We start from the raw sequence: 20,169 nt of genomic DNA, 5'->3' as shown, positions 1-20,169 counted from the left end.
GCCGCATCCGCGACACTCAGGCGTCGGCTTTCATCTCGGGCACGCTTGGCGTGTCTTCCTCGCGCTTGGCCTTTGTGGCCCAGATGTTGTCGCGCGCGGGCTTGGGCAGCGGCTTGCGGTTCTGGCCGAGGTGGATGTGCACCTTGCCGATGAAATAGGCCGAGACCGGCGCCGTCATGAACAGGAAGGCGATGATCAGCAGCTCGTGGTAAGACGGCGCACCCTTGGCAAAGGCGAAGAGCACCGAGGCGAGCAGGATCGACCCGACCCCCAGCGTCGACGCCTTCGTCGGCGCGTGCAGCCGGGCCATGGGGGCCTGCAGTTTCAGCAGCCCGATCGAGCCCACCAGCGTGAAGAGCCCGCCGATGACCAGCGCGGCGGCGATGGCGATGTCGAGGATGTTGTGGCTCATTCGATGATGTCTCCCCTCAGCACGAAGCGGGCCACGGCCACGGTCGACACGAAGCCGAGCATGGCGATGATCATCGCCGCCTCGAAGTAGATCTGCGTGGCCCCGGCGATGCCGACGAGGATGATCAGCGCCACGGCGTTGATCGACAGCGTGTCGAGCGCGAGGATTCGGTCGCCGGGGCCCGGCCCCTTGACCAGCCGGATCATGGTCAGCAGCAGCGACAGGCTGACCGCGGCGAAGGCGAAGATGAGCGCATAGGTGACGATCATTCGAAGATCTCCTTCAGGCGGCGTTCGTAGCGGTGCTTGATCTTGCGGGCGACCTCCTCGGGGTCCTCGGCGTGCAGCGCATGCACCAGCAGCGCGTGGCCATGGTCAGACAGGTCGACGGAAACCGTGCCAGGTGTCAGCGTGATGGTGCCCGCCAGCGCGGTGATCGCCTCGGGGGTGCGGATGTCGAGCGGGATGTTCACCCAGCCCGAGCGGATGTCGCGGTTGGGCTTGAAGAGCACGATCATCGCCACGGTGATGTTCGCGGTGATGATGTCCCAGGCCACGATCAGCCCGTAGGGGATCAGCCGCCACGGCCGCGTCACCTGGGGGCGGTTCGGCCAGTAGGCGGCGGTTGCGAAGGGCAGCAGCACGCCGAGGATGATCCCGAAAACGAGGCTGTTGACCGAAGGCTCGTTGGCCAGAAGCTGCCAGACGGCCACCAGCGCCACCGACAGCAGCGGGTGCGGCAGCAGCCTTTGGATGAAACGCGTGGCCATCAGTGTCCTCCCAATGCGTCGTCGGTGATCGCCTCGGTGCCGGCGTCATGCGCCTCGTCGGCGGGCAGATCGCCGTCGTCGGCTTCGACCTTGCCATGATCGTCGCCGTGATCATCCCCATGCTTGACGATCTCCTTGCCCGGCGTCTCGAGCACGGTGGACACATACGGCTGCGGAGCGAAGAGCTGCGCGGCGGTGGCGTCTAGCTGGCGCATCACCGGCCCGGCAAAAACGGTCAGCGCGATCAGCAGTGCCACGAGCAGCCCGATTGCCAGCATCGGCAGCGGCTGGTTGCCCCCCGTGGGATCGTGCAGTTCGCGCGCGCCCTGTTCGTCCTCCGGGTCCTCCGCCGAGCCGCAGTTTTCCACTGCCAGCTGGTGGGGCTTCCAGAAGATCGTCGATCCGGCGCGGGAGAAGCCGACCACGGCCACCAGCGACGAGCCGAGCACCACCGCCCAGACCCAGCCCATCATCGCGCTCTGCTGCGAGGCTTCGAGGATCAGCAGCTTGCCGATGAAGCCCGAAAGCGGCGGCAGGCCCGCCATGGCGATGCAGGCGATGAAGAAAAGCCCCGCGACAAGAGCGCCGCCGGCCATGGGCAGCGTCTCCTCGACCGTGCCCGCAACGCTGCCGCGGCGCTCGCGGATCACGTCGACAATCAGGAAGAGCGCCGCCGTCGTGAGGGTCGAATGCAGCGCGTAGTAGAGCGCCGAGGCGATGCCTGCGGGCGTGAACTGCGCCACCGACGCCAGCAGCATGCCCATCGAGCCGACCACGGAAAAGGCCACCAGCCGCCCGATCTCGCGGCTGCCGAGCACGCCGATCATTCCGATGGCGAGGGTGATCAGCGCCAGCGGCAGCAGCCATTCCTCGTGCGCGCCCTGCATGAGCGGCGACGAGGGCGGGAAGATCAGCGTGTAGACGCGGATGATGCCATAGGCACCGACCTTGGTCATGATGGCAAAGAGCGCGGCCACCGGGGCCGGGGCCTCGGCGTAGCTCGACGGCAGCCAGAAATGCAGCGGCAGCAGCGCCGCCTTGATCGCGAAGACCAGCAGCAGCAGCACCGCAGCGACCCGCAGCCCGGCGGAGTTCTCGATGTCCGCCGCCGCCACGCGCTGCGCGAGGTCGGCCATGTTGAGCGTGCCTGCCTGGGCGTAGAGCGTGCCGAGCGCGAAGAGGAAGAGCGTCGAGCCCAGGAGGTTGTAGAGCATGTACTGCACGCCCGCGCGGGTGCGCGTGGCGCCGCCCGAATGGACCATCAGGCCGTAGGAGGCGATCAGCAGCACTTCGAAGAAGACGAAGAGGTTGAAGGCGTCGCCGGTGAGGAAGGCCCCCATGATCCCCATGACCTGGAATTGGAAGAGCGCGTGGAAATGCTGCCCGCGCCGGTCCCAGCCCGAGCCGATGGCGTAGATGAGCACCGGCAGCGCCAGCACCGCGGTCAGCAGCACCATCGTGGTGGCCAGCCGGTCTGCCACGAGCACGATGCCGAACGGGGCCTGCCAGTCGCCGAGCTGGTAGAGCGTCACGGTGCCGTCGCTGGCCTGCATGTAGAGACCGATCGAGATGGCAAGGACCGCCACCAGCGAGGCGACCGAGAATATCCGCTGCAGGGTTTCGTGAAAGCGCGCGGCCAGCACGATGATCGCGGCCATCATGGCCGGCAGCAGCACAGGGGCGATGATCCAGTGCATCATGCGCGGGACTCCTTCTCGTCGCCCTGTTGCCTGTCAGGGTCTTCTCCGGCGTGGCGCTCTTCGGCCAGCTTCCCGGCCTCGTCCACGTGGTCGTCATTGGCGCTCAGATAGGACGCGAGCGCGATCATCACCACCACGGCGGTCATGCCGAAGGAGATCACGATCGCCGTCAGCACCAGCGCCTGCGGCAGCGGGTCGGTGTAGCTCGTCACGTCGTCGCGCAGGATAGGGGGCTGATTGATCACCAGCCGGCCAGAGGCGAAGAGGAAGAGGTTCACGGCGTAGGTCAGCAGCGAGGTGCCGATGATCACCGGGAAGGTCCGCAGCCGCAGCACCATGTAGATCCCGGCCGCGGTCAGCACGCCGATGGTGGTCGCAATGAGAAACTCCATGGATCAGGCCCCCCCGGTCTCGGTTTCGCGCGAGGGGTCGATGTCCATCGCATGTTCGCTGGTCTCGGTGCCGGAACGGCGGGCCATGCGCGAGAAGCTCTCGAGCGACAGCAGCACCGCCCCCACCACGGCAAGGAAGACGCCGAGGTCGAAGGCCATGGCCGAGGCGAGCTCGAACTTCTCGAGGCCCGGAAGTTTCACGTAGCCGAAGGTCGAGGTGAGGAACGGCCGCCCGAAGAGCCAGGCCCCGATGCCGGTCAGCCCGGCAATCAGCACGCCCGCGCCGATCACCCCGTGATAGGGGTAGCGCTGGCGCTCGTTGGCCCAGGCGAAGCCCGAGGCCATGTACTGCATGACCACCGCGATCGACACCACGAGGCCCGCGACGAAGCCGCCGCCCGGTTCGTTGTGGCCGCGCAGGAAGATGTAGGCGCCGACCATCAGCACCACCGGCAGGATCAGCCGGGTGACCACCACCATCATCAGCGGGTGGGCGTCACCGGCCTGTTCCTGGTCGGGGATGCGGTTGAGCAGCCGGGCCCGAACCGGCCCGGTCAGCAGCGCCTCGGTCACCGCGTAGATCACCAGCGCGGCGATGCCGAGCACGATGATCTCGCCGAAGGTGTCGTAACCCCGGAAGTCCACCAGGATCACGTTCACCACGTTGGTGCCGCCGCCGCCGTCATAGGAGTTCTCGAGCATGTAGTCCGAGATCGTGCCCATCGAGAAGTCGCGGCGCAGGATGGCATAGGTCAGCCCGGCGGTGCCGAGGCCCGCGACGACCGCCAGCACCGCGTCGCGCACCCGGCGCGAGACGGGGGACTCGATCGGCGTGGTGTTCGGCAGGAAGTTCAGGGCCAGCAGCAGCAGGATGATCGTCACCACTTCGACCGAGATCTGCGTGAGCGCGAGGTCGGGGGCCGAGAGGTAGTTGAAGGCGATCGACACCATGGTGCCGATGACCCCCATCAGGATGAGCGCCGCCAGCCGGTTGCGGTGCAGGAAGACGATCAGCCCGGTGGCGCTGACAATCAGGATCCAGCCCGCCAGCGGCAGCGGCTGGATCGGCAGCATGTCGCGGGTGACCGGCCCCAGCGTGCCGGTGAACCAGGCATGGGCCGCCACCAGCAGCACGGTCACGGTGAAGACCGAGGCGTAGCGCGAGAAGCTGCCGTTGTGCATGCCCTGGGTCACGCCTTCGGCACCGCGGGCGCAGGCGTTGATGAGCGCGTCGAAGAGCTGCTTGGCCTCGGGGCGCGGCGCGGCGTCCCATCCCTTGAGCAGCGGCGCGAAAAGCGCCAGCAGGACAAGGCCGCCGATGGTCGCGATGATCGACATGATCAGCGCCGGGGTGACACCGTGCCAGAGCGCGAAATGAACCTCCGGCACCTCGGCAACCCCGCCGAGAACCGAGGCGGTGACCAGCTTCACGACCGGCTCGGCCAGCACGGGCAGGCAGCCCACGGCGACCACGATCAGACCGAGGAAGGCGGGCGGCCCCCACATGCCGAAGTTCGGGTCATGCGGCTTGTGCGGGTAGTCGTCGCGCGTCTTGCCAAGGAAGGCATGCGCGATGAAGCGGAAGCTGTAGGCGGCCGAGAAGATCGCGCCGAGCGTCGCCAATGCGGGCACCAGCCAGTCCGCGCCGAAGAGCACCGTGTGCGACGCTTCCTCGAGGAACATCTCCTTGGACAGGAAGCCGTTGAACAGCGGGATGCCCGCCATGGCCAGCGCGCCGACGATGGCGATGGTCGCGGTGATCGGCATCAGGTGCCGCAGCCCGCCGAGACGGCGGATGTCGCGTGTGTGGGCCTCGTGGTCGACGATGCCGGCCGTCATGAAGAGCGAGCACTTGAAGGCCGCGTGGTTGAGGATGTGGAAGATCGCCGCCATCGCGCCGTAAGCGGTGCCGGTGCCGAGCAGCATGGTGATGAGGCCAAGGTGCGAGACCGTCGAGAAGGCCAGCAGCGCCTTGAGGTCGTGCTTGAACAGGCCGATCACCGCGCCGAGGACCATGGTCACGAGGCCCGCCGAAGTGACGATCCAGACCCATTCCTCGGTGCCCGAGAGGGCGGGCCAGAGCCGCGCCATGAGGAAGATGCCCGCCTTCACCATGGTCGCCGAGTGCAGGTAGGACGAGACCGGCGTCGGCGCGGCCATGGCGTGCGGCAGCCAGAAGTGGAAGGGGAACTGCGCCGACTTGGTGAAGCAGCCGAGCAGGATCAGCAGCAGCGCCGGCACATAGTAGGGCGAGGCCTGGATCACGTCGCGCCGCGCGAGGATCTCGGTGATCTCGTAGGTGCCCGCCGCCGACCCCAGCAGCAGCATGCCCCCGATCAGCGCCAGCCCGCCCATGCCGGTCACCGTCAGCGCCATGCGCGCGCCCTGGCGGCCCTCGGGCAGGTGTTTCCAGAAACCGATCAGCAGGAAGGACGAGAGCGAGGTCAGCTCCCAGAAGATCAGCAGAAGCAGGATGTTGTTCGACAGGACGATGCCCACCATCGCGCCCTGGAAGAGCAGCAGGTAGGTATAGAACTCGCCCATGTTGTCATCGCGCGTCAGGTAGTAGCGGGCGTAGATGATCACCAGCGCGCCGATCCCGAGGATCAGCATCGCGAACATCATGCCCAGCCCGTCGAGAAACAGCGTCACGTTCAGTCCGAGCGCCGGAAGCCACTCGACTGACGCGGTGACCGTCTCTCCGGCCCAGACCGCGGGCAGGTGGGTGATCAGGCCGACAAGCGCCGCAAGCGTGACGAAAAGGGTCGTCATGCCACAGGCACGCCGACCCGCCTGAATCAGCAAGCCCGGTAGCAGGGCTCCGAGGAAGGGAAGGAGCGCGATGATGAATAGTGACATGAAACTCCCTGATCGTCGTTGGCGGCGTCGAGAGAAGGCAGCCGATTTCACGCTGTATCACAACCCGAAATCGGTCGATCTGACGTTAATTTCAGGAAAGTTAGCCGAATTCTAACGGTAATGTCAGGTCGAAAAAATCCACCGAAGTATTGCGATTGTTACTTGCGGTTACTATGGGCGTGAGAACCTATTGGTGGTTTCATGCAACCTTCAATCAACCCTAAGTAGATTAACCGCTGTGCTCATTTGCCGCGGTGTTTCGGCGCCCGACTCCGGTGGTCATCTGGCGGTAATTCTGTTTCAGGCGCCTCGGGGGCGGGCCGTGCTCACACGCCGGGGCAGTGCCGCGCCTTGTCTGCCGGTGCGGGGGCTGGTACTCGGACGTGGAAGCTCAATCCCCGATGCATTTCATCAGGAACAACGCGAGGCAGGCAGCAGTGGTGCAACCCCGACTGGAGGTCCGGAATCTCGTGCGGCGTTTCGAGGGCCGTGCGGTGGTCGATGACGTGTCGCTCACCATCGAGCCGGGCAATGTGACCTGCCTGCTCGGCCCCTCGGGCTGCGGCAAGTCCACGACGCTGCGGATGATCGCCGGGGTCGACATGCAGGACAGCGGTTCGATCCACGTCGATGGCACGCTGGTCTGCGACACGGTCTTCCGCATCCCGCCCGAGCGCCGCGCCATCGGCCTGATGTTCCAGGATTTCGCGCTTTTTCCGCACCTGTCGGTGGGAGAGAACGTTGCCTTCGGTCTCAAGGGGGCGGGCAGCGCCAAGAAGGCGCGGGCGACGGAACTGCTCGACCGGGTGGGGCTGGGGCATTTCATCGACGAATACCCGCATCAGCTGTCGGGCGGCGAGCAGCAGCGCGTGGCGCTGGCGCGTGCGCTTGCGCCGCGTCCGCGCATCATGCTGATGGACGAGCCCTTCTCCGGGCTCGACAACCGCCTGCGCGACGGCATCCGCGACGAAACGCTCGCGGTGCTGAAGGAAGAGGGGACCTCGGTCCTGCTGGTCACCCACGAGCCCGAGGAAGCCATGCGGATGGCCGACGAGATCGCCCTGATGCGCGGCGGCAAGATCGTCCAGCGCGGCGCGCCCTACAACATCTACAACGCCCCGGCGGACAAGGCGGCCGTGGCTTTCTTTAGCGATATCAACTCGCTGCGCGGTAAAGTTCAGGGAGCTCTGGCGGATACGCCCTTTGGTCCCTTCCTCGCGCCCGGCGTGCCCGATGGCGAGGCGGTGGATATCGTTTTCCGGCCGCAGCACGTCGGCATCGACTTCGACCGCGGTGGCCGCGGCCCCAACCCGACGCAGATGGCCGGCACTCCGGCGCGCGGCGTGGTCGAGCGGGCGCGGTTCATGGGGTCGGAGAGCCTCGTGGAATTCCGCATGGATTTCGACGGCGGGATGATCAAGGCGACGGTGCCCAACGTCTTCCTGCCCAAGCCGGGCACGCCGCTCTGGCTGACCGTGCGCCGCGACCGCTGTTTCGTCTTCCCGGCAAGGGACTGAGGCTCAGGCCAGCGCCGCGAGCGAAAGCAGCGACAGCGCGCTGGTCCAGATCGTCACCGCCGCAATGCGGTCGGTGCGGATGCCGTGCAGCAGTGCCAGCGCGAAGGCCATGGCGCCCGAGGGCCCCGCCGCGAGCAGGGTGAACTGTGCCTGCCAGTGAGGGCTGGCCCCCGCGAGCCAGACCGCCAGCATGACCAGAAGCGGAAAGCCCAGCAATTTCAAAGCCGAATAGGTCGCAACTACGGCAGAGGGACGCAGGCTCTGGCCCGAGAGCAGCACGCCGAGCGCAAACAGCACCAGCGGCGCAGTGCCGGCCCCGGCGAAGGCGCAGGCGGTGAGCACCGGCTCGGGCAGCGGCAGGCCCGCGAGGTTCACCACCACGCCCAATCCGATCGAGAGCAGCGTCGGGTTCACCGACAGCCGCTTCAGCGCCGGCAGCGGGCCGGCCGAGGGCCGCGCGATGAGGTCGGCGCTGATGATGAAGAAGGCAAAGGCGATGGCCGTATCCCAGGCCACGACTGCGGTCACCGGCAAGGCTCCCGCCTCGCCGTAGATCAGCAGCGAAATCGGCCGGATGTAGAGCAGCGAATTGACGAAGACCACCGCCATCGCGAGCAGCCAGGCCTCGAGCCTGTCGCAGTGGAAGACCCGGCGCGCGAGCTGGAAGGAAAGGGTGAAGGCCAGCGCCTCGCATGCGCCATAGGTGAGCAGGGCGCGCAGCTCGAAATCGGCGAAGGACACGGTGGCGATCAGCGGAAAGATCAGCCCCGGTTGCAGTACCATCAGCGCGATGCGATTGGCCGAGGCCGCGTCCTGCCGGGCAAAGACCCCGCGCCGTCCCAGAAGGAAGCCGAGCGCCAGCAGCGCAAAGACTGGCAGGATGTCATGGGTGAGGACGGTGAACATGGGCTGTCCGGCTATGGTATACCATCTGTTGAGCAGGGCGCGCCGGGAAGGTCAAGCGCGGCTGGCCGGCCCTGCCGTGTCCGGCGGGAAATGCCGCGCCCGCAGCGCCGGCAGTGGCATGTGCCGGCGGCGCAGCAGCCCCTGCTGCGACAGCCGCCCGATAAGCTCGGAGGTGGCGGTGCAAACCTCGTCGAAGAAGGCGCGCAGCGCCGCTTCACCGCCCGCCTCCTCGATCAGGCAGAACAGGTCGTGCAGGCTGACCGCGTCCTCGCCGCGCACCTGCGGCTTCAACTCGGCGCGGTAGGAGCCCTTGGCCAGCCGGAAGCGGTAGGCCGCGAGGAAATGCGCCCAGTCCCCGGTGTGGAAGTGGCCGAGCTCGGTGTCGGCCAGCGCCCTCTCGCCGGGGTTCATCTGCGCGCCGAGCGTCACGTTGTGGATGCGGATGTCGAGCCCTTCGGTGCCGGTCCGGAAGAAGAGCTTGCCCGCCACATGGCTGAGAAATCCGCCTGAAAGATGCCGCCCCCAGGTCGGAAAGCAGGCCTCGGCAGCGCGCTGGCGCGCCTGCTGCTCAAGATGGAAGGCCTTGAACAGCATCTCCTCGGCCTCGGTTCCGGGCAAGGGGGCCAGCGCCTCGACCGGGCGGACGCGGGCGCAGAGGCACTCCGTCGGCAATTCGGCCAGCTGCTCTGCCAAGGGCCGGCACGGCAGCAGGAACTCGTCGATGTCGATATGGGCAAGCCAGTCGGTTTCGGGCTTGCGGGAGTTGGCGTGGCGGGCGTTGCGCGCCTGCCGCGCCTGATGCTTGTCGGGCCGCTTGCCGCGCTTGGCCCACCAGGCGGCATCGGTGCAAAAGACCCGGATTTTCGGATGGGCATTCAGCACCGCCTCGGCCTCGGGATCCGGCGCGTCGAGGTAAATGTAGAGACGGTGCGCCCCTTGCTCCAAGTGCCAGGCGGCAAAGTCGAGGATGCGCGTCAGCGGCGCGTTGGTGGTGGTGACGGTGCCCCAGCGGATCACGGCAATGCCCCGAAGACGCGGGTGACGGCGGCGTCCGGATCGAACGGGTGTTCGATCAGCATCCCATGCGCCGCGAGCCCGGCGCGCCGCGCCGGCGTGTCGGCGCAGACCTCGTCGAACAGCGCCCGCAGCCCTGCATCCCCCTCTTCTTCCATCAGGAAGGAGATCAGCTCGGCCTGGCCCATCTCCGGCCGCTCCGAATTCTTGCGGTAGGAGCCAAGGCTGCGGCGAAACGCCAGATCCGCGCGGAATTGCTGCCACGAACGGGCATGGAGGTGCGCCAGCCAGACCTCGCCCAGCCGGTGCCGGTTGCTGGCAACCTCGCCGCGGTATTTCAGAGTGTGCAGACCGAGCCGCGTGCCGTCGATGCCGGTGCGGGCAAAGACCTTGCCCGAGGTGTGGCTGAGAAAGCCGCCGTAGAGATGCGCCCCGAAGGTGGGGTAGAGTTCCTGGATCACCGATTTCGGCTGTCCGGCATGCTTGTGGGTGGTCTTGAAGGCCTGCGGCAGGCCGCTGTCGGGCGCCAGCGCCTCGGCGGGTGCGACGCGTGCGAAGGCGGCGCCCGGCGGCACCTCGGCCAGAAGGTCGGCCATCGGGCGCTGCGGCAGCAGGAACTCGTCGACGTCGATATGCCCCAGCCAGTCCACGCCCAGCCCGTCGCGCAGGCTTTGGGTGGCGTTGAACGCCTGACGGACCTGATGTGCCTCGGGACGGGCGCGGCCCTGCGCCTGCCAGTAGCCGTCGTCGCATTGCGTGACGCGGAGCGCGGGATGATGCGACAGGAAGGCCTCGGTCTCGGGATCGGGCGCGTCGAGATGGATCTGAACCACCTCGGCCCCAAGCTCGACGTGATGCGCGGCAAAGCGGGCAATCTCGGGAAGCGGCGCGCGGATGGTGGCGGTGATCCCCCAACGCAGGGTCTGCGCGGTCAGTCCGCGGTGGCGCGCAGGGACGGGGGCGACATTGCCGGCCGCATCGCCCTTGGCTCTCGCCGTGCCCTGTCGCGCCTGCCGCTTGCGCATGGTCATCAGCCGCTGGAACACCGTGCGCTCGTCGGCAATCAGCAGCTCCAGCAGGCGGTGGGCCAGCGGGCGGATCACCGGGTCCCCCTCGGCCTCGAGCCAGAGCCGTCCGATCATGTTGACGTCGAGCCCGCCGCCCGAGAGCGAATAGCCGTCCATCTCCAGCGGCAGCGGCCCGCGGTCGCGCTGGCCGAGCGCGAAGGGCCGGTCGGCGGCGCATCCCGAGTAGAGCCGTTCGGATTCGTAGAGCTTCATCGTGCCGAAGAGCGTGCTGAGTGCGAGGCCCACCGAACGCTGCACGAGGCTGAGCCCATGATCGCCGAAGGTGGTGACGGAGGACACCAGCCAGCGCGGATCGAGCTGCGCCAGTAGGGCTGTGCCTTCTTCGGTCCAGAGCCGCTGGAACAGCGCCGGCGCGTGGGCCGGGTAGCCGCGCTTGCGCAGGTGGGCAATGAGCAGCGCGTTGAGAAAGACCAGCTCCGACCGACCGGTCAACTCGCGGCGCAGGGCATGGCGTTTGCGGTGATGGGCCGAGCGGAAGGGCGGCGCCTCGGCGGGATCGGCATCGGGATCCGGGACCAACTGCGCGGCCAAATCCACGAGCGGTGTGTCATAGGGCGGCAGGGCTTCGCCCGGCGCAAGCTCGAGAGCCTCTCGGCGGCCTTCCATTTGGGTGAGAATGGCCGCGATTCCGCCGGGATAGGGGGTGTTCTTCTCTGCACTCATGGGCGGGAGACTGGCGCGTTGTCGCGTTGCACGCAATCTCCCGAAGACGCGCGCGGGCGCATCGGGAGCCGCCGTCGCCTTTCCGCCACGGCGCGGCGGCGTCACTCCATGGCGAGGATCATGTTGCGCACGACCGGGTAGATCTCGTTCTCCCACTTGCGGCCGTTGAACACGCCGTAGTGGCCGACATTGGCCTGCAGGTGATGGCGCTTGAGGTGCGGGCGCAGCGACGCGCAAAGGTCATGCGCGGCCGAGGTCTGTCCAAGCCCGCAGATGTCGTCGCGCCCGCCTTCGACGGTCAGCAGCGCGGTGTGGCGGATCTTGCTCGGGTCGACCTTGCGCCCGCGATAGGTGAATGCGCCGGTCGCCAGCTCGGCCTTCTGGAAGATGCGCTCGATCGTCTCGATGTAGAACTCCTCGGTGAGGTCGAGAACAGCGAAATACTCGTCGTAGAACTCCTTGATCCGACGCGCCTTCTCGGTCTCGCCCGAAACCATATGATCGTAGAGGCGGCGATGTTGCGCGCGGTGCCGGTCCATGTTCATCGCCATGAAGGCGGTGAGCTGAACGAAGCCCGGATAGACCTTGCGCCCGGCCCCGGCATAGCGCCAGGGCACGCGGGCAATCACGTTGCGCTCGAACCATTCGACGGGCTTCTCGTTGGCCAGATCGTTGACCATCGTCGGGCTTTCGCGCACGTCCACCGGTCCGGCCATCAGTGTCATCGTGCGCGGCGTCGCGGGGTTGCGGTCCTCGGACATGACGGCCACCGCCGCCAAGGCCTGCACGCAGGGCTGGCACACGCCGAGAATATGGCCGCCCGGACCGATCTCCTCGAGAAACCGGATGACGTAGGAAATATAGTCCTCAACGCCGAAGTTTCCTTCCGAAACAGGAACATCTCTGGCGTTCTTCCAGTCGGTGACATAGACGTCATGATCTCGGAGCAGCACCTTGACCGTGCCCGCCAGCAGCGTGGCGAAATGACCGGAGAGCGGCGCGGTCACCAGCACCTTGGGCTGCGGCGTGTCCATGTCCTTGCGGAAATGCAGCAGCTGGCCGAAGGGCAGGTCCAGCGCCACCTCCTCGATCACCGGCACGTCGCGGTTGTCGACACGCACCGAATGGATGCCGAAGGCGGGGCGGCTGTGGCTGAGCCGGAAGCGCGACATCAGTTCCATCACGGCGGCGTTGTGGCGCGTCAGCTGGGCGAAGGAGCCGTTGAGCCGCGGCATGAAAGAGATCCCCTGCATCGCCGCCATTCGAAAAGGGGCGATAAAATCATCAAGTCCCTGGTATCCGGCATAGAGCACGTCGTTTTCCCTCCGCGGCCTCGCGAAAACGCTAGCCAGGTCTGCGCCGCCGATGCGACAAGAAAATGTGGTCTTTTGTTTCGCGACAGCCGGAGGAGCAGACATGGCCGAGGCAACGCTCACCATTTCATCGAAGAACTACTCGTCCTGGTCGCTGCGCGGCTGGCTGCTGTGCCGCATGGCCGGGCTCGATTTCACCGAGGAGATGGTCGACACCTCTGACGCCACCGCCCGGCAGGAGCTGCTGCTGCTCTCGCCGACGGTGCTGGTGCCGCGGCTGATCCACGGGCGGGTGCAGGTCTGGGACACGCTGGCCATCGCCCAGTACCTCAACGAGATTTTCCCCGGCGCCGGGCTCTACCCCGAGGACATCGCCGCGCGCTCGCATTGCCGTTCGATCTCGGGCGAGATGCATTCGGGTTTCTACAACCTGCGCTCGGCATTGCCGATGAACCTCAAGGCGCGGCACCAGAGCTTCAAGATTTTCTCCGGCGCGCGGCCGGACGTCGAGCGGATCAAGCTGATCTGGAACGAATGTCTCGATGCCTACGGCGGGCCGTTCCTCTTTGGCGAGAACCCTTCCGTCGCCGATGCCATGTACGCGCCGGTCTGCACCCGCTTCCGCACCTATGCGGTGCAGCTGGATGATCGGCTCGAGGCCTATGTCGACACCATTCTCGACTGGGCACCGATGAAGGAATGGACCGAAGGCGCGCTGGCCGAACCCGACGAGATCGTCGAGCTCGAGGTGGAGTTCTAGCGCGCCAGCGCGCGGATGCCGCGCTCGATCCCCTCCAGCGTCATCGGCACCATGCGCTCCTCGAAAATCTCGCGGATCATGGCGATCGACTGGGTGTAGTGCCAGTGCGTCTCGGGGACCGGGTTGATCCAGAGGTGGTCGGGCCATTGCGCCCGCGCCCGGCGCAGCCAGACCTCGCCCGCCTCCTTGTTCCAGTGCTCGTTCGCGCCGCCCGGCACGGCGATCTCGTAGGGGCTCATCGAGGCGTCGCCGACGAAGATGCACTTGTAGTCCGGCCCGTAGGTGTTGAGCACCTCCCAGGTCGGCATCTGCGCGCCCCAGCGCCGCCGGTTGTCGCGCCAGACCCCTTCGTAGAGGCAGTTGTGGAAGTAGTAATGCTCAAGGTGCTTGAACTCGGCCCGCGCCGCCGAGAACAGCTCCTCGACCACTCTCACATGCGGGTCCATCGACCCGCCCGCGTCGAGAAACAGCAACACCTTCACCGCGTTGCGCCGCTCGGGGCGGGTCTGCACGTCGAGATAGCCATGCTCGGCGGTGGCGCGGATCGTGCCGTCGAGGTCGAGCTCTTCCGCGGCGCCGTCCCGCGCCCAGGCCCGCAGCCGCTTCAGCGCCACCTTGATGTTGCGCGTGCCGAGCTCGACCTGGTCGTCGAAATTGCGGAACTCGCGCTTGTCCCAAACCTTCACCGCCCGCTGGTGGCGGCTCTCATCCTGGCCGATGCGGACGCCCTCCGGGTTGTAGCCAAAGGCCCCGAAGGGCGAGGTTCCGGCAGTGCCGATCCACTTGCTGCCGCCCTGGTGCCGCGCCTGCTGCTCGCGCAGCCGCGCCTTCAGCGTCTCCATCAGCTTGTCGAAGCCGCCGGCCGCCTCGATCTCGGCCCGCTCCTCGGGGCTGAGGTGCGTCTCGGCCATCTTGCGCAGCCAGTCCTCGGGCAGGTCGAGCGCCTCGACCATGTCCTCCAGCGAGATCGCCTCGAGGCCCTTGAAGGCCTCCGAAAAGGCGCGGTCGAAGCGGTCGAGATGGCGCTCGTCCTTCACCAGCGCCGTGCGCGCGAGGTAGTAGAAGCCCTCGACGTCGTAAAGCGCGAGCCCCGCCTTCAGCGCCTCGAGAAAGCCGAGGAACTCGCGCAGCGAGACAGGCACCTGCGCCTGCCGCAATGTCTCGAAGAACCGAAGGAACATGGCTCACCTCCGCGGGAGATCATGGCGCGGGGCCGGCCCGGCCTCAACCCGCGTCTTCTTCTCTTTGAAAATATGCCGGGGGTGAGCCCGCAGGGCGAGGGGGCAGCGCCCCCTTGCTGCCGCAACGCAGGAGGCCGTCCGTCACCGGCAGCCGTCAGAACGCCAGTTTTTCCACGAAGATCGTCAGGATCAGCCCGACCAGCGAGAAGGCGATGGCATAGACCGCCACGAACTGGGCGATGTCCGCCTTGTTGCCCTTGCGCCGCACGGCGGTGAGCCCGCCGATGATGCCGCCAAGAATGGCTGCCGCGATGACGATCATGCGCTCTCCTCAACTCCCTTGCGCCGGGTCGAGCGCGGCGATCCTGCGCAGGTCCGCGCCGCCGTCCCAGTCCGGGCCGAAGCCGTATCGCGCCCATCCCAGAGAGTCCAGCCGGACCGCATCTGCCTCGGCTCCGCGGTTGGTGGCGCGCAACGCCTCGGCGCGCAGGGTCATCAGGCTGGCCAGCAGCGCGGCGTTCTCGTGGCGGCGGGCGACGGGCTCCTGCGACAAGGTGAGCTCCAGCGCGTCCTCCGGCCGACCCATGCGCAGCGCCAGCGCGGCAAGCTGCGCGGCCGCATAGGCCTCGTGCAGCCGGGCGTCGGGCAGGGCGGCAAAGACCCTGCGGGCGGCGCGAAACTCGGCTTCCGCCGCGTCGGGATCGCTGCCGGACAGCAGCCGCCCGAGCGCGAAATGCGCAAAGCCCAAGCGGTGGTCGCGCCATCCCTCGGCGCGGGCGAGGCGCAGTGCGTCCTCGGCGGCGGCGCGGCGCAGGTCCAGCGAGCCGTCGGACCCGAGCGCGGTCTGGATCGCCTCGATCCACGGGCGCGAGGTCGCGGGCAAGTGGCGGTCGGGCATGGTCTCGCCCGCCGGATTCAGCCGGGCAAGCAGCGTGGGCAGGACAGCGGCGACCTCGGCGCGGTCCATGCCGGAGCGCAGCGCGGGGTCATAGAAGGCGCGCAGCACCAGCATGTCGTAGCCGGTCAGCACGGTGTGGATGTTGTCGTCGTTGAACACGCTCTCGCCCAGGCGATAGAGATCGTTGAGCGGCCCCAGGGCCTGCGCGATTTCTTCGTGCAGGCAGTCGCGCAGTTCCTGCGGCGCTGCGTCGACGGGCAGGAAGACGGCGGCGGTGCGGCGCTCGCGCACATCGGTCCAGCTGGTCTTGCCAGCGCGTTGTGCGCGGCGGAACTCGGCCCAGGAGCTGACGCCGGGCACGACGAAACAAGCGGCCTGCGGCAGCTCGCGGCGAATGCTCCGGCGCGGCACCGGCACAAGCGTGATGTTCGCGGCGCTGCCATCGACCTCGGTGATGTCTATCCCGGCCTCCTCGCGCAGGCGGCGCAGCAGCCGTGCCAGGTCGGGCGCAAGGCTCGGCGGTGCGCCCTTGGCAACGCGCAGCGTCACCGGCCCCTCGAAACGGGTCAGGACCGGCAGCGCACGGCCCGATTCCAGCGAGAAGGCCAGATCGAGAAAATCCCGCGCGATCGCCGTGTTGGCGGCCCGCGGCGCCACCGGCTGCGGCGCGCCGAAGCGGCTGCCCAGCGGCGGGCTGACGTCGGGCGCAACGGTTGCGGCACTGGCGGCACGGCTGACATTCTCCGGTGCCATTGGCGCGCAGGCACCGAGCAGCAGTCCGAGCGAAAAGATCAGCCGCCGCATGGGGTCAGCGCCGCTGGTACTTGACGAAGGGGGTGACGGTGCCGATCCGGTCGTAGAGCTGGCGCGCGGTGGCGTTGAACTCCTGTGTCAGCCAGTAGACGTTGGGCGCAGCCGCGGCATCGGCGGCAGAATAGACCGCTTCGATCAGCGCGCGGCCGACGCCGGTTCCGCGCGCCTCGGGCGCGGCGTAGAGATCCTGCAGGTAGCAGACGTTCTCGATCCGCCAGCAATGGCGGTGGAAGAGGTAGTGCACCAGCCCCACGGGCGTGCCGTCCAGCTCCGCCAGCAGCCCGCTGAAATCCTGCGGGTCATCCCCCAACAGCCGGGCAAAGGTGCTGGCGTAGACCTCCTCGGGCACCGAGGTCTCGTAGAAGGTGAGATACCCGGTCCAGAGCGCGCGCCATGCGGCCTCGTCCCCGGCCTCGATCGGCCGGATGATCAGGGAGTCTTGGGACATGCTGCCTCTATGCGTTTCTTATGGTTATTTTCTGCTTAACTGCCCGGAGCTTTGCGCTCTCTGCCGGGCCAGTATAGCCAGAGTGCGACCCGCTTTGTCCCGCGAAAGCGCAAGGCACCGCGAAATTGTGATTTCGCGGCGCCTCGAAACGGAAAGTGACCTTAGGTCAACAGGTTGACCTGTGCAGCGCTGCAACAGCGCGGCTCAGACCATCATCTCCTTGGTGGCCGAGAGGGTGACATCCGGGTAGTCGCGGCCAACCCGGTCGATGTCCCACTGCATGCGCGTGAGGTAAACGATGTCGCCATCGTTGTCGTGCGCGATGTGCTGCTTGTTGGCGTTGACGAACTTGTCGACCGCCAGCTTGTCGCCATGCACCCATCGCGCCGAGGTGAACTGCGAAGCCTCGAAGCGCACGGGCAGGGAGTATTCCTGCTCGATGCGGGCACCCAGCACCTCGAACTGCAGCGCACCGACCACCCCGACGATGTAGCCCGAACCGATCGACGGCTTGAAGACCTTCGCCGCGCCCTCCTCGGCGAATTGGTAGAGCGCCTTTTCCAGGTGCTTGGCCTTCATCGGATCACCTGCGCGCACACTTTGCAGCAGTTCCGGCGCGAAGGAGGGGATGCCGGTGACCTTCAGCGTCTCGCCCTCGGTCAGCGTGTCGCCGATGCGCAGCTGGCCGTGGTTGGGGATACCGATGATGTCGCCGGCCCAGGCCTCCTCGGCCAGTTCGCGGTCGGCGGCAAGGAAGAGCACCGGGTTGGAGATCGCCATCGGCTTCTTCGAGCGGACGTGGGTCAGCTTCATGCCGCGCTCGAAATGTCCCGAGGACAGGCGCACAAAGGCGACACGGTCGCGGTGCTTGGGGTCCATATTCGCCTGGACCTTGAAGACGAAGCCCGCGACCTTCTTCTCATCGGGCGAGATCTGGCGCGGCGACGCCGAGGTCGGCTGCGGCTCGGGCGCCAGTTCGCCGATGCCATCCATCAGCTCCTTCACGCCGAAGGAGTTGATCGCCGAGCCGAACCAGATCGGCGTCATGTGGCCCTCGAGCACCGACTGCGGATCGAGCGCGGGCAGCAGCTCGCGCGCCATCTCGACCTCTTCGCGCAGCTTGCCCAGCAGTTCGGCGGGCACGTGCTCGGCCAGCTTGGGGTCGTCGAGACCGGAGATCTTGATGGATTCCGCCACGCGGTTGCGGTCGGCGCGATCCATCAGTTCCAGCCGGTCGTGGATCATGTCGTAGCAGCCAAGGAAATCGCGCCCCATGCCGATCGGCCAGCTGGCGGGCGTCACGTCGATGGCGAGGTTTTCCTGGATCTCGTCGATGATCTCGAAGGTGTCGCGCGCCTCGCGGTCCATCTTGTTGCAGAAGGTCAGGATCGGCAGGTCGCGCAACCGGCAGACCTCGAACAACTTCTGCGTCTGGCTCTCCACGCCCTTGGCACCGTCGATCACCATGATCGCCGCGTCCACCGCCGTCAGCGTGCGGTAGGTGTCCTCGGAGAAGTCCGAGTGGCCGGGCGTGTCGACGAGGTTGTAGCGGAACCTGCCGTAATCGAAGGACATTGCCGAGGCGGAGACCGAGATGCCGCGCTCCTGCTCCATCTTCATGAAGTCCGAACGCGTGCGGCGCGCCTCGCCCTTGGCGCGGACCTGTCCGGCCATCTGGATCGCCCCGCCGAAAAGCAGGAACTTCTCGGTCAGCGTGGTCTTGCCCGCATCCGGGTGCGAGATGATCGCGAAGGTGCGGCGCCGCGCGATCTCGGGCGGCAGGGTGGGGCGGTTCGAAGCGGTGTCCAGCATGGGGCGGCGTATAGGTGCGGATCGCGGTTTTGTCTATGGGGAACCGAGCGGCGCGAGCGACGGTTGAGCCTGCGAAAGGGAGACCGAAGATGACCAAGGATCACGGACCGTCGATCAAGGACCCCGAGCTTTACGAGACGCTGCGCGACAAGGGCTACTCGGAAGAGAAGGCCGCGCGTATTTCCAACGCCAAGGCCAATCCCGACATGCACCCCTCGCAGAAGGGCGGCAAGGCGCCGCCCTACGAGGAGTGGTCGAAAGAGGCGCTCTACCAGCGGGCGCAGGAGATCGATATCGGCGGTCGCTCCGGGATGACCAAGGCGCAGTTGATCGACGCCCTGCGCACGCACTGAAGACGGCGCCTTAGGCCGGCCGCCGAGCGCGTATTTTTGAAGAGAAGAAGACCCGGCGCGCCTTTCTTCTGGTCAACCCCATCGCGGGGAGGCGCGCAGCGCTGCCCGGGCAGAGCCCGCCGTTACCCCGCCGAGGACTCTTGCAGCAGATCGGCGATGTCCGGGCGTTGCAGCAGCGTCTCCTGCACCTCCAGCTCGGGTTGGTCGGAGGCGAGGTGCCGGGGCAGCAGCGCCGCCAGCTGCTCCGAGATCTCGGCGGGCAGCGCAGCGCGGGTGCGGGTGTCGACCAGCAGCGATTCCGCGGCAATGCCCTCGGCATAGACGATCTGATGGTGGTCGAAGAGCATCTGGTAGTAGTCCACGAAGCCGCCTTCCTGGCGCAGGATCGTCTCGCCGTTGACCAGGTGGCGGGCGCGCAGCAGCAATTCGGCGCGCCCGGCGCCCAGCCGGTCGCGGCGTTGGTAGACGAAAAGCCGGTGGTCGGGGCTCACCAGCAGGTCGCGCGCCGCGTTGAGCGTGCCGGCGCGGATCAGGATCGGCGCGAAGGCGCCCACGGCGCGCAGCGTCTGGTTGCCGATCCAGCGCAGTTCCTGCGGACCATCGTCGCGGGTGAGCACCCGGTCGCCGACCCGCAGATCCTCGACCGCGCGCTGCGCCCCCGAGGCAAGGGTGATCAGCGTTCCGGCGGTGAAGGAGACGCAGGCGAGCTGGGCGAAGCGGCCAAGCGCCGTGGCGCGGTTCACCCGGACCAGCGCATAGTCCTTGCGCGGCCGCATCTCCGCCAGCGGCATCAGGTAGACCTCGGCGACCAGCCCCTGGGAGCAGGTCTCGACCAGCACCAGCGCCTCGGTGATCGCGCCATCGGCGCTCATGAAGGTCAGGCAGGCGTCGAGATGCAGATCGGCGCCGCGGCGTCCGACCTCGCTGCCGGGGGCGATCCGGAAGGGCGAGGCGGCGGCGGGCAGCAGGCTCAGCCGCGCGGGCCGGGCGAGTGGCGAAAGCGCGTAGATGTCGTCGGGTTGCAGGTCCTCGGCATAGCTCAGCTCGTCGCCGAGGTTGGCGCCGCTCACGACGCGCAGGTGCGTGCCGCGGTACACACTCACGCTATGGGCCGGGCGCGGGGCGCCGGAGCTGGAAAACGCGTCTGACATCACTCGTCTCAACCGGCGTGCGGATTTCGGGACTTCCCGAAACGCGAGGTCACGCCCTTCTGTTCCTCCGCGGGCCATCATGCCCAAGCGGAGCACCCAGCCTACATGCCATTGTGTGTC

At 67.3% G+C, this 20,169-nt stretch carries 19 protein-coding genes; 3 read left to right on the top strand and 16 right to left on the bottom strand.

All coding sequences use genetic code 11. From position 1 onward, the window contains the following. Positions 1–16: 16 nt before the first annotated feature. From IQ782_RS08800 to IQ782_RS08775, 6 genes are read right to left on the bottom strand one after another with little or no spacing between them, the layout of a single operon-like run. Positions 17–412 (bottom strand): Na+/H+ antiporter subunit G, encoded by a 396-nt coding sequence (locus IQ782_RS08800; RefSeq protein WP_194134252.1) that lies wholly within the window; start codon positions 410–412, stop codon positions 17–19. Beyond that, positions 409–681 (bottom strand): K+/H+ antiporter subunit F, encoded by a 273-nt coding sequence (locus tag IQ782_RS08795; protein ID WP_240989187.1) that lies wholly within the window; start codon positions 679–681, stop codon positions 409–411. Before IQ782_RS08795 ends, IQ782_RS08800 begins: the two co-directional genes overlap by 4 nt. Next, positions 678–1,181: a Na+/H+ antiporter subunit E gene (locus tag IQ782_RS08790; RefSeq protein ID WP_194134251.1), complete on the bottom strand. Its 504-nt coding sequence runs from the start codon at positions 1,179–1,181 to the stop codon at positions 678–680. The genes IQ782_RS08795 and IQ782_RS08790 overlap by 4 nt, the downstream gene beginning before the upstream one ends. Next, complete coding sequence (locus tag IQ782_RS08785) at positions 1,181–2,881, bottom strand: monovalent cation/H+ antiporter subunit D (protein WP_194134250.1); 1,701 nt, start codon at positions 2,879–2,881, stop codon at positions 1,181–1,183. The genes IQ782_RS08790 and IQ782_RS08785 overlap by 1 nt, the downstream gene beginning before the upstream one ends. Continuing rightward, on the bottom strand, positions 2,878–3,273 hold the full coding sequence (locus IQ782_RS08780) for a Na+/H+ antiporter subunit C (protein WP_194134249.1): 396 nt from the start codon (positions 3,271–3,273) through the stop codon (positions 2,878–2,880). The genes IQ782_RS08785 and IQ782_RS08780 overlap by 4 nt, the downstream gene beginning before the upstream one ends. A 3-nt stretch (positions 3,274–3,276) precedes the next feature. Continuing rightward, positions 3,277–6,132 (bottom strand): monovalent cation/H+ antiporter subunit A, encoded by a 2,856-nt coding sequence (locus tag IQ782_RS08775; RefSeq protein ID WP_194134248.1) that lies wholly within the window; start codon positions 6,130–6,132, stop codon positions 3,277–3,279. A 401-nt stretch (positions 6,133–6,533) separates the two neighbouring features. Between IQ782_RS08775 and IQ782_RS08770 the strand changes: the two genes are divergently transcribed. Then, entirely contained in the window at positions 6,534–7,649 is a 1,116-nt protein-coding gene (locus IQ782_RS08770; RefSeq protein ID WP_194134247.1) for an ABC transporter ATP-binding protein, read from the top strand. A 3-nt stretch (positions 7,650–7,652) separates the two neighbouring features. On the opposite strand, the gene IQ782_RS08765 is transcribed toward IQ782_RS08770, so the two are convergent. The 4 genes from IQ782_RS08765 to IQ782_RS08750 form a co-directional block, all read right to left on the bottom strand. After that, complete coding sequence (locus IQ782_RS08765; protein ID WP_194134246.1) at positions 7,653–8,555, bottom strand: AEC family transporter; 903 nt, start codon at positions 8,553–8,555, stop codon at positions 7,653–7,655. 51 nt (positions 8,556–8,606) lie between these two features. Then, positions 8,607–9,572: a glycosyltransferase family 2 protein gene (locus IQ782_RS08760; protein ID WP_194134245.1), complete on the bottom strand. Its 966-nt coding sequence runs from the start codon at positions 9,570–9,572 to the stop codon at positions 8,607–8,609. Next, positions 9,569–11,320, bottom strand: coding sequence for a glycosyltransferase family 2 protein (locus IQ782_RS08755; RefSeq protein ID WP_194134244.1), 1,752 nt, complete (start codon positions 11,318–11,320; stop codon positions 9,569–9,571). Before IQ782_RS08755 ends, IQ782_RS08760 begins: the two co-directional genes overlap by 4 nt. 101 nt (positions 11,321–11,421) lie before the next feature. Continuing rightward, the gene (locus IQ782_RS08750; protein ID WP_240989186.1) at positions 11,422–12,555 is read right to left on the bottom strand and encodes a polyhydroxyalkanoate depolymerase; all 1,134 of its coding nucleotides are present in this window, start codon (positions 12,553–12,555) and stop codon (positions 11,422–11,424) included. Positions 12,556–12,736: 181 nt separating this feature from the next. Between IQ782_RS08750 and IQ782_RS08745 the strand changes: the two genes are divergently transcribed. Next, entirely contained in the window at positions 12,737–13,393 is a 657-nt protein-coding gene (locus IQ782_RS08745) for a glutathione S-transferase family protein (RefSeq protein WP_194134243.1), read from the top strand. Here the strand turns inward: IQ782_RS08745 and IQ782_RS08740 are convergent. From IQ782_RS08740 to IQ782_RS08720, 5 genes are all read right to left on the bottom strand, one after another. Beyond that, the gene (locus IQ782_RS08740) at positions 13,390–14,574 is read right to left on the bottom strand and encodes a vWA domain-containing protein (RefSeq protein WP_194134242.1); all 1,185 of its coding nucleotides are present in this window, start codon (positions 14,572–14,574) and stop codon (positions 13,390–13,392) included. The genes IQ782_RS08745 and IQ782_RS08740 overlap by 4 nt on opposite strands. 154 nt (positions 14,575–14,728) lie before the next feature. Next, the gene (locus IQ782_RS08735; protein WP_194134241.1) at positions 14,729–14,896 is read right to left on the bottom strand and encodes an apolipoprotein acyltransferase; all 168 of its coding nucleotides are present in this window, start codon (positions 14,894–14,896) and stop codon (positions 14,729–14,731) included. A 9-nt stretch (positions 14,897–14,905) separates the two neighbouring features. Continuing rightward, the gene (locus IQ782_RS08730; RefSeq protein WP_194134240.1) at positions 14,906–16,276 is read right to left on the bottom strand and encodes a DUF2927 domain-containing protein; all 1,371 of its coding nucleotides are present in this window, start codon (positions 16,274–16,276) and stop codon (positions 14,906–14,908) included. Positions 16,277–16,280: 4 nt separating this feature from the next. After that, on the bottom strand, positions 16,281–16,733 hold the full coding sequence (locus IQ782_RS08725; protein WP_194134239.1) for a GNAT family N-acetyltransferase: 453 nt from the start codon (positions 16,731–16,733) through the stop codon (positions 16,281–16,283). A gap of 204 nt (positions 16,734–16,937) precedes the next feature. Further along, positions 16,938–18,545, bottom strand: coding sequence for a peptide chain release factor 3 (locus tag IQ782_RS08720; protein WP_194134238.1), 1,608 nt, complete (start codon positions 18,543–18,545; stop codon positions 16,938–16,940). An 89-nt stretch (positions 18,546–18,634) separates the two neighbouring features. On the opposite strand from IQ782_RS08720, the gene IQ782_RS08715 reads away from it, so the two are divergent. Continuing rightward, a complete protein-coding gene (locus IQ782_RS08715) occupies positions 18,635–18,898 on the top strand; it encodes a DUF7218 family protein (RefSeq protein WP_194134236.1) in 264 nt (87 codons plus the stop codon). Between the two features lie 122 nt (positions 18,899–19,020). Here IQ782_RS08715 and IQ782_RS08710 read toward each other — a convergent pair whose 3' ends face one another. Continuing rightward, complete coding sequence (locus IQ782_RS08710) at positions 19,021–20,049, bottom strand: Hint domain-containing protein (protein WP_194134235.1); 1,029 nt, start codon at positions 20,047–20,049, stop codon at positions 19,021–19,023. Between the last annotated feature and the right edge of the window lie 120 nt (positions 20,050–20,169).

The organism is Salipiger mangrovisoli (assembly GCF_015223355.1).
Classification (GTDB): Bacteria; Pseudomonadota; Alphaproteobacteria; order Rhodobacterales; family Rhodobacteraceae; genus Salipiger; species Salipiger mangrovisoli.
The sequence above is the reverse complement of the archived record's forward strand: the minus strand, read 5'-3'. Positions and strand labels throughout refer to the sequence as shown.

What these genes read in the sequence shown, in the direction of transcription:
- IQ782_RS08770 (WP_194134247.1), top strand. Translation starts at nt 6,534, where the DNA reads ATGCATTTCATCAGGAACAACGCGAGGCAGGCAGCAGTGGTGCAACCC.
- IQ782_RS08730 (WP_194134240.1), bottom strand. Translation starts at nt 16,276, where the DNA reads ATGCGGCGGCTGATCTTTTCGCTCGGACTGCTGCTCGGTGCCTGCGCG.
- IQ782_RS08800 (WP_194134252.1), bottom strand. Translation starts at nt 412, where the DNA reads ATGAGCCACAACATCCTCGACATCGCCATCGCCGCCGCGCTGGTCATC.
- IQ782_RS08720 (WP_194134238.1), bottom strand. Translation starts at nt 18,545, where the DNA reads ATGCTGGACACCGCTTCGAACCGCCCCACCCTGCCGCCCGAGATCGCG.
- IQ782_RS08780 (WP_194134249.1), bottom strand. Translation starts at nt 3,273, where the DNA reads ATGGAGTTTCTCATTGCGACCACCATCGGCGTGCTGACCGCGGCCGGG.
- IQ782_RS08740 (WP_194134242.1), bottom strand. Translation starts at nt 14,574, where the DNA reads ATGTTCCTTCGGTTCTTCGAGACATTGCGGCAGGCGCAGGTGCCTGTC.
- IQ782_RS08790 (WP_194134251.1), bottom strand. Translation starts at nt 1,181, where the DNA reads ATGGCCACGCGTTTCATCCAAAGGCTGCTGCCGCACCCGCTGCTGTCG.
- IQ782_RS08795 (WP_240989187.1), bottom strand. Translation starts at nt 681, where the DNA reads ATGATCGTCACCTATGCGCTCATCTTCGCCTTCGCCGCGGTCAGCCTG.
- IQ782_RS08755 (WP_194134244.1), bottom strand. Translation starts at nt 11,320, where the DNA reads ATGAGTGCAGAGAAGAACACCCCCTATCCCGGCGGAATCGCGGCCATT.
- IQ782_RS08775 (WP_194134248.1), bottom strand. Translation starts at nt 6,132, where the DNA reads ATGTCACTATTCATCATCGCGCTCCTTCCCTTCCTCGGAGCCCTGCTA.
- IQ782_RS08725 (WP_194134239.1), bottom strand. Translation starts at nt 16,733, where the DNA reads ATGTCCCAAGACTCCCTGATCATCCGGCCGATCGAGGCCGGGGACGAG.
- IQ782_RS08785 (WP_194134250.1), bottom strand. Translation starts at nt 2,881, where the DNA reads ATGATGCACTGGATCATCGCCCCTGTGCTGCTGCCGGCCATGATGGCC.
- IQ782_RS08745 (WP_194134243.1), top strand. Translation starts at nt 12,737, where the DNA reads ATGGCCGAGGCAACGCTCACCATTTCATCGAAGAACTACTCGTCCTGG.
- IQ782_RS08735 (WP_194134241.1), bottom strand. Translation starts at nt 14,896, where the DNA reads ATGATCGTCATCGCGGCAGCCATTCTTGGCGGCATCATCGGCGGGCTC.
- IQ782_RS08715 (WP_194134236.1), top strand. Translation starts at nt 18,635, where the DNA reads ATGACCAAGGATCACGGACCGTCGATCAAGGACCCCGAGCTTTACGAG.
- IQ782_RS08750 (WP_240989186.1), bottom strand. Translation starts at nt 12,555, where the DNA reads ATGCCGCGGCTCAACGGCTCCTTCGCCCAGCTGACGCGCCACAACGCC.
- IQ782_RS08710 (WP_194134235.1), bottom strand. Translation starts at nt 20,049, where the DNA reads ATGTCAGACGCGTTTTCCAGCTCCGGCGCCCCGCGCCCGGCCCATAGC.
- IQ782_RS08765 (WP_194134246.1), bottom strand. Translation starts at nt 8,555, where the DNA reads ATGTTCACCGTCCTCACCCATGACATCCTGCCAGTCTTTGCGCTGCTG.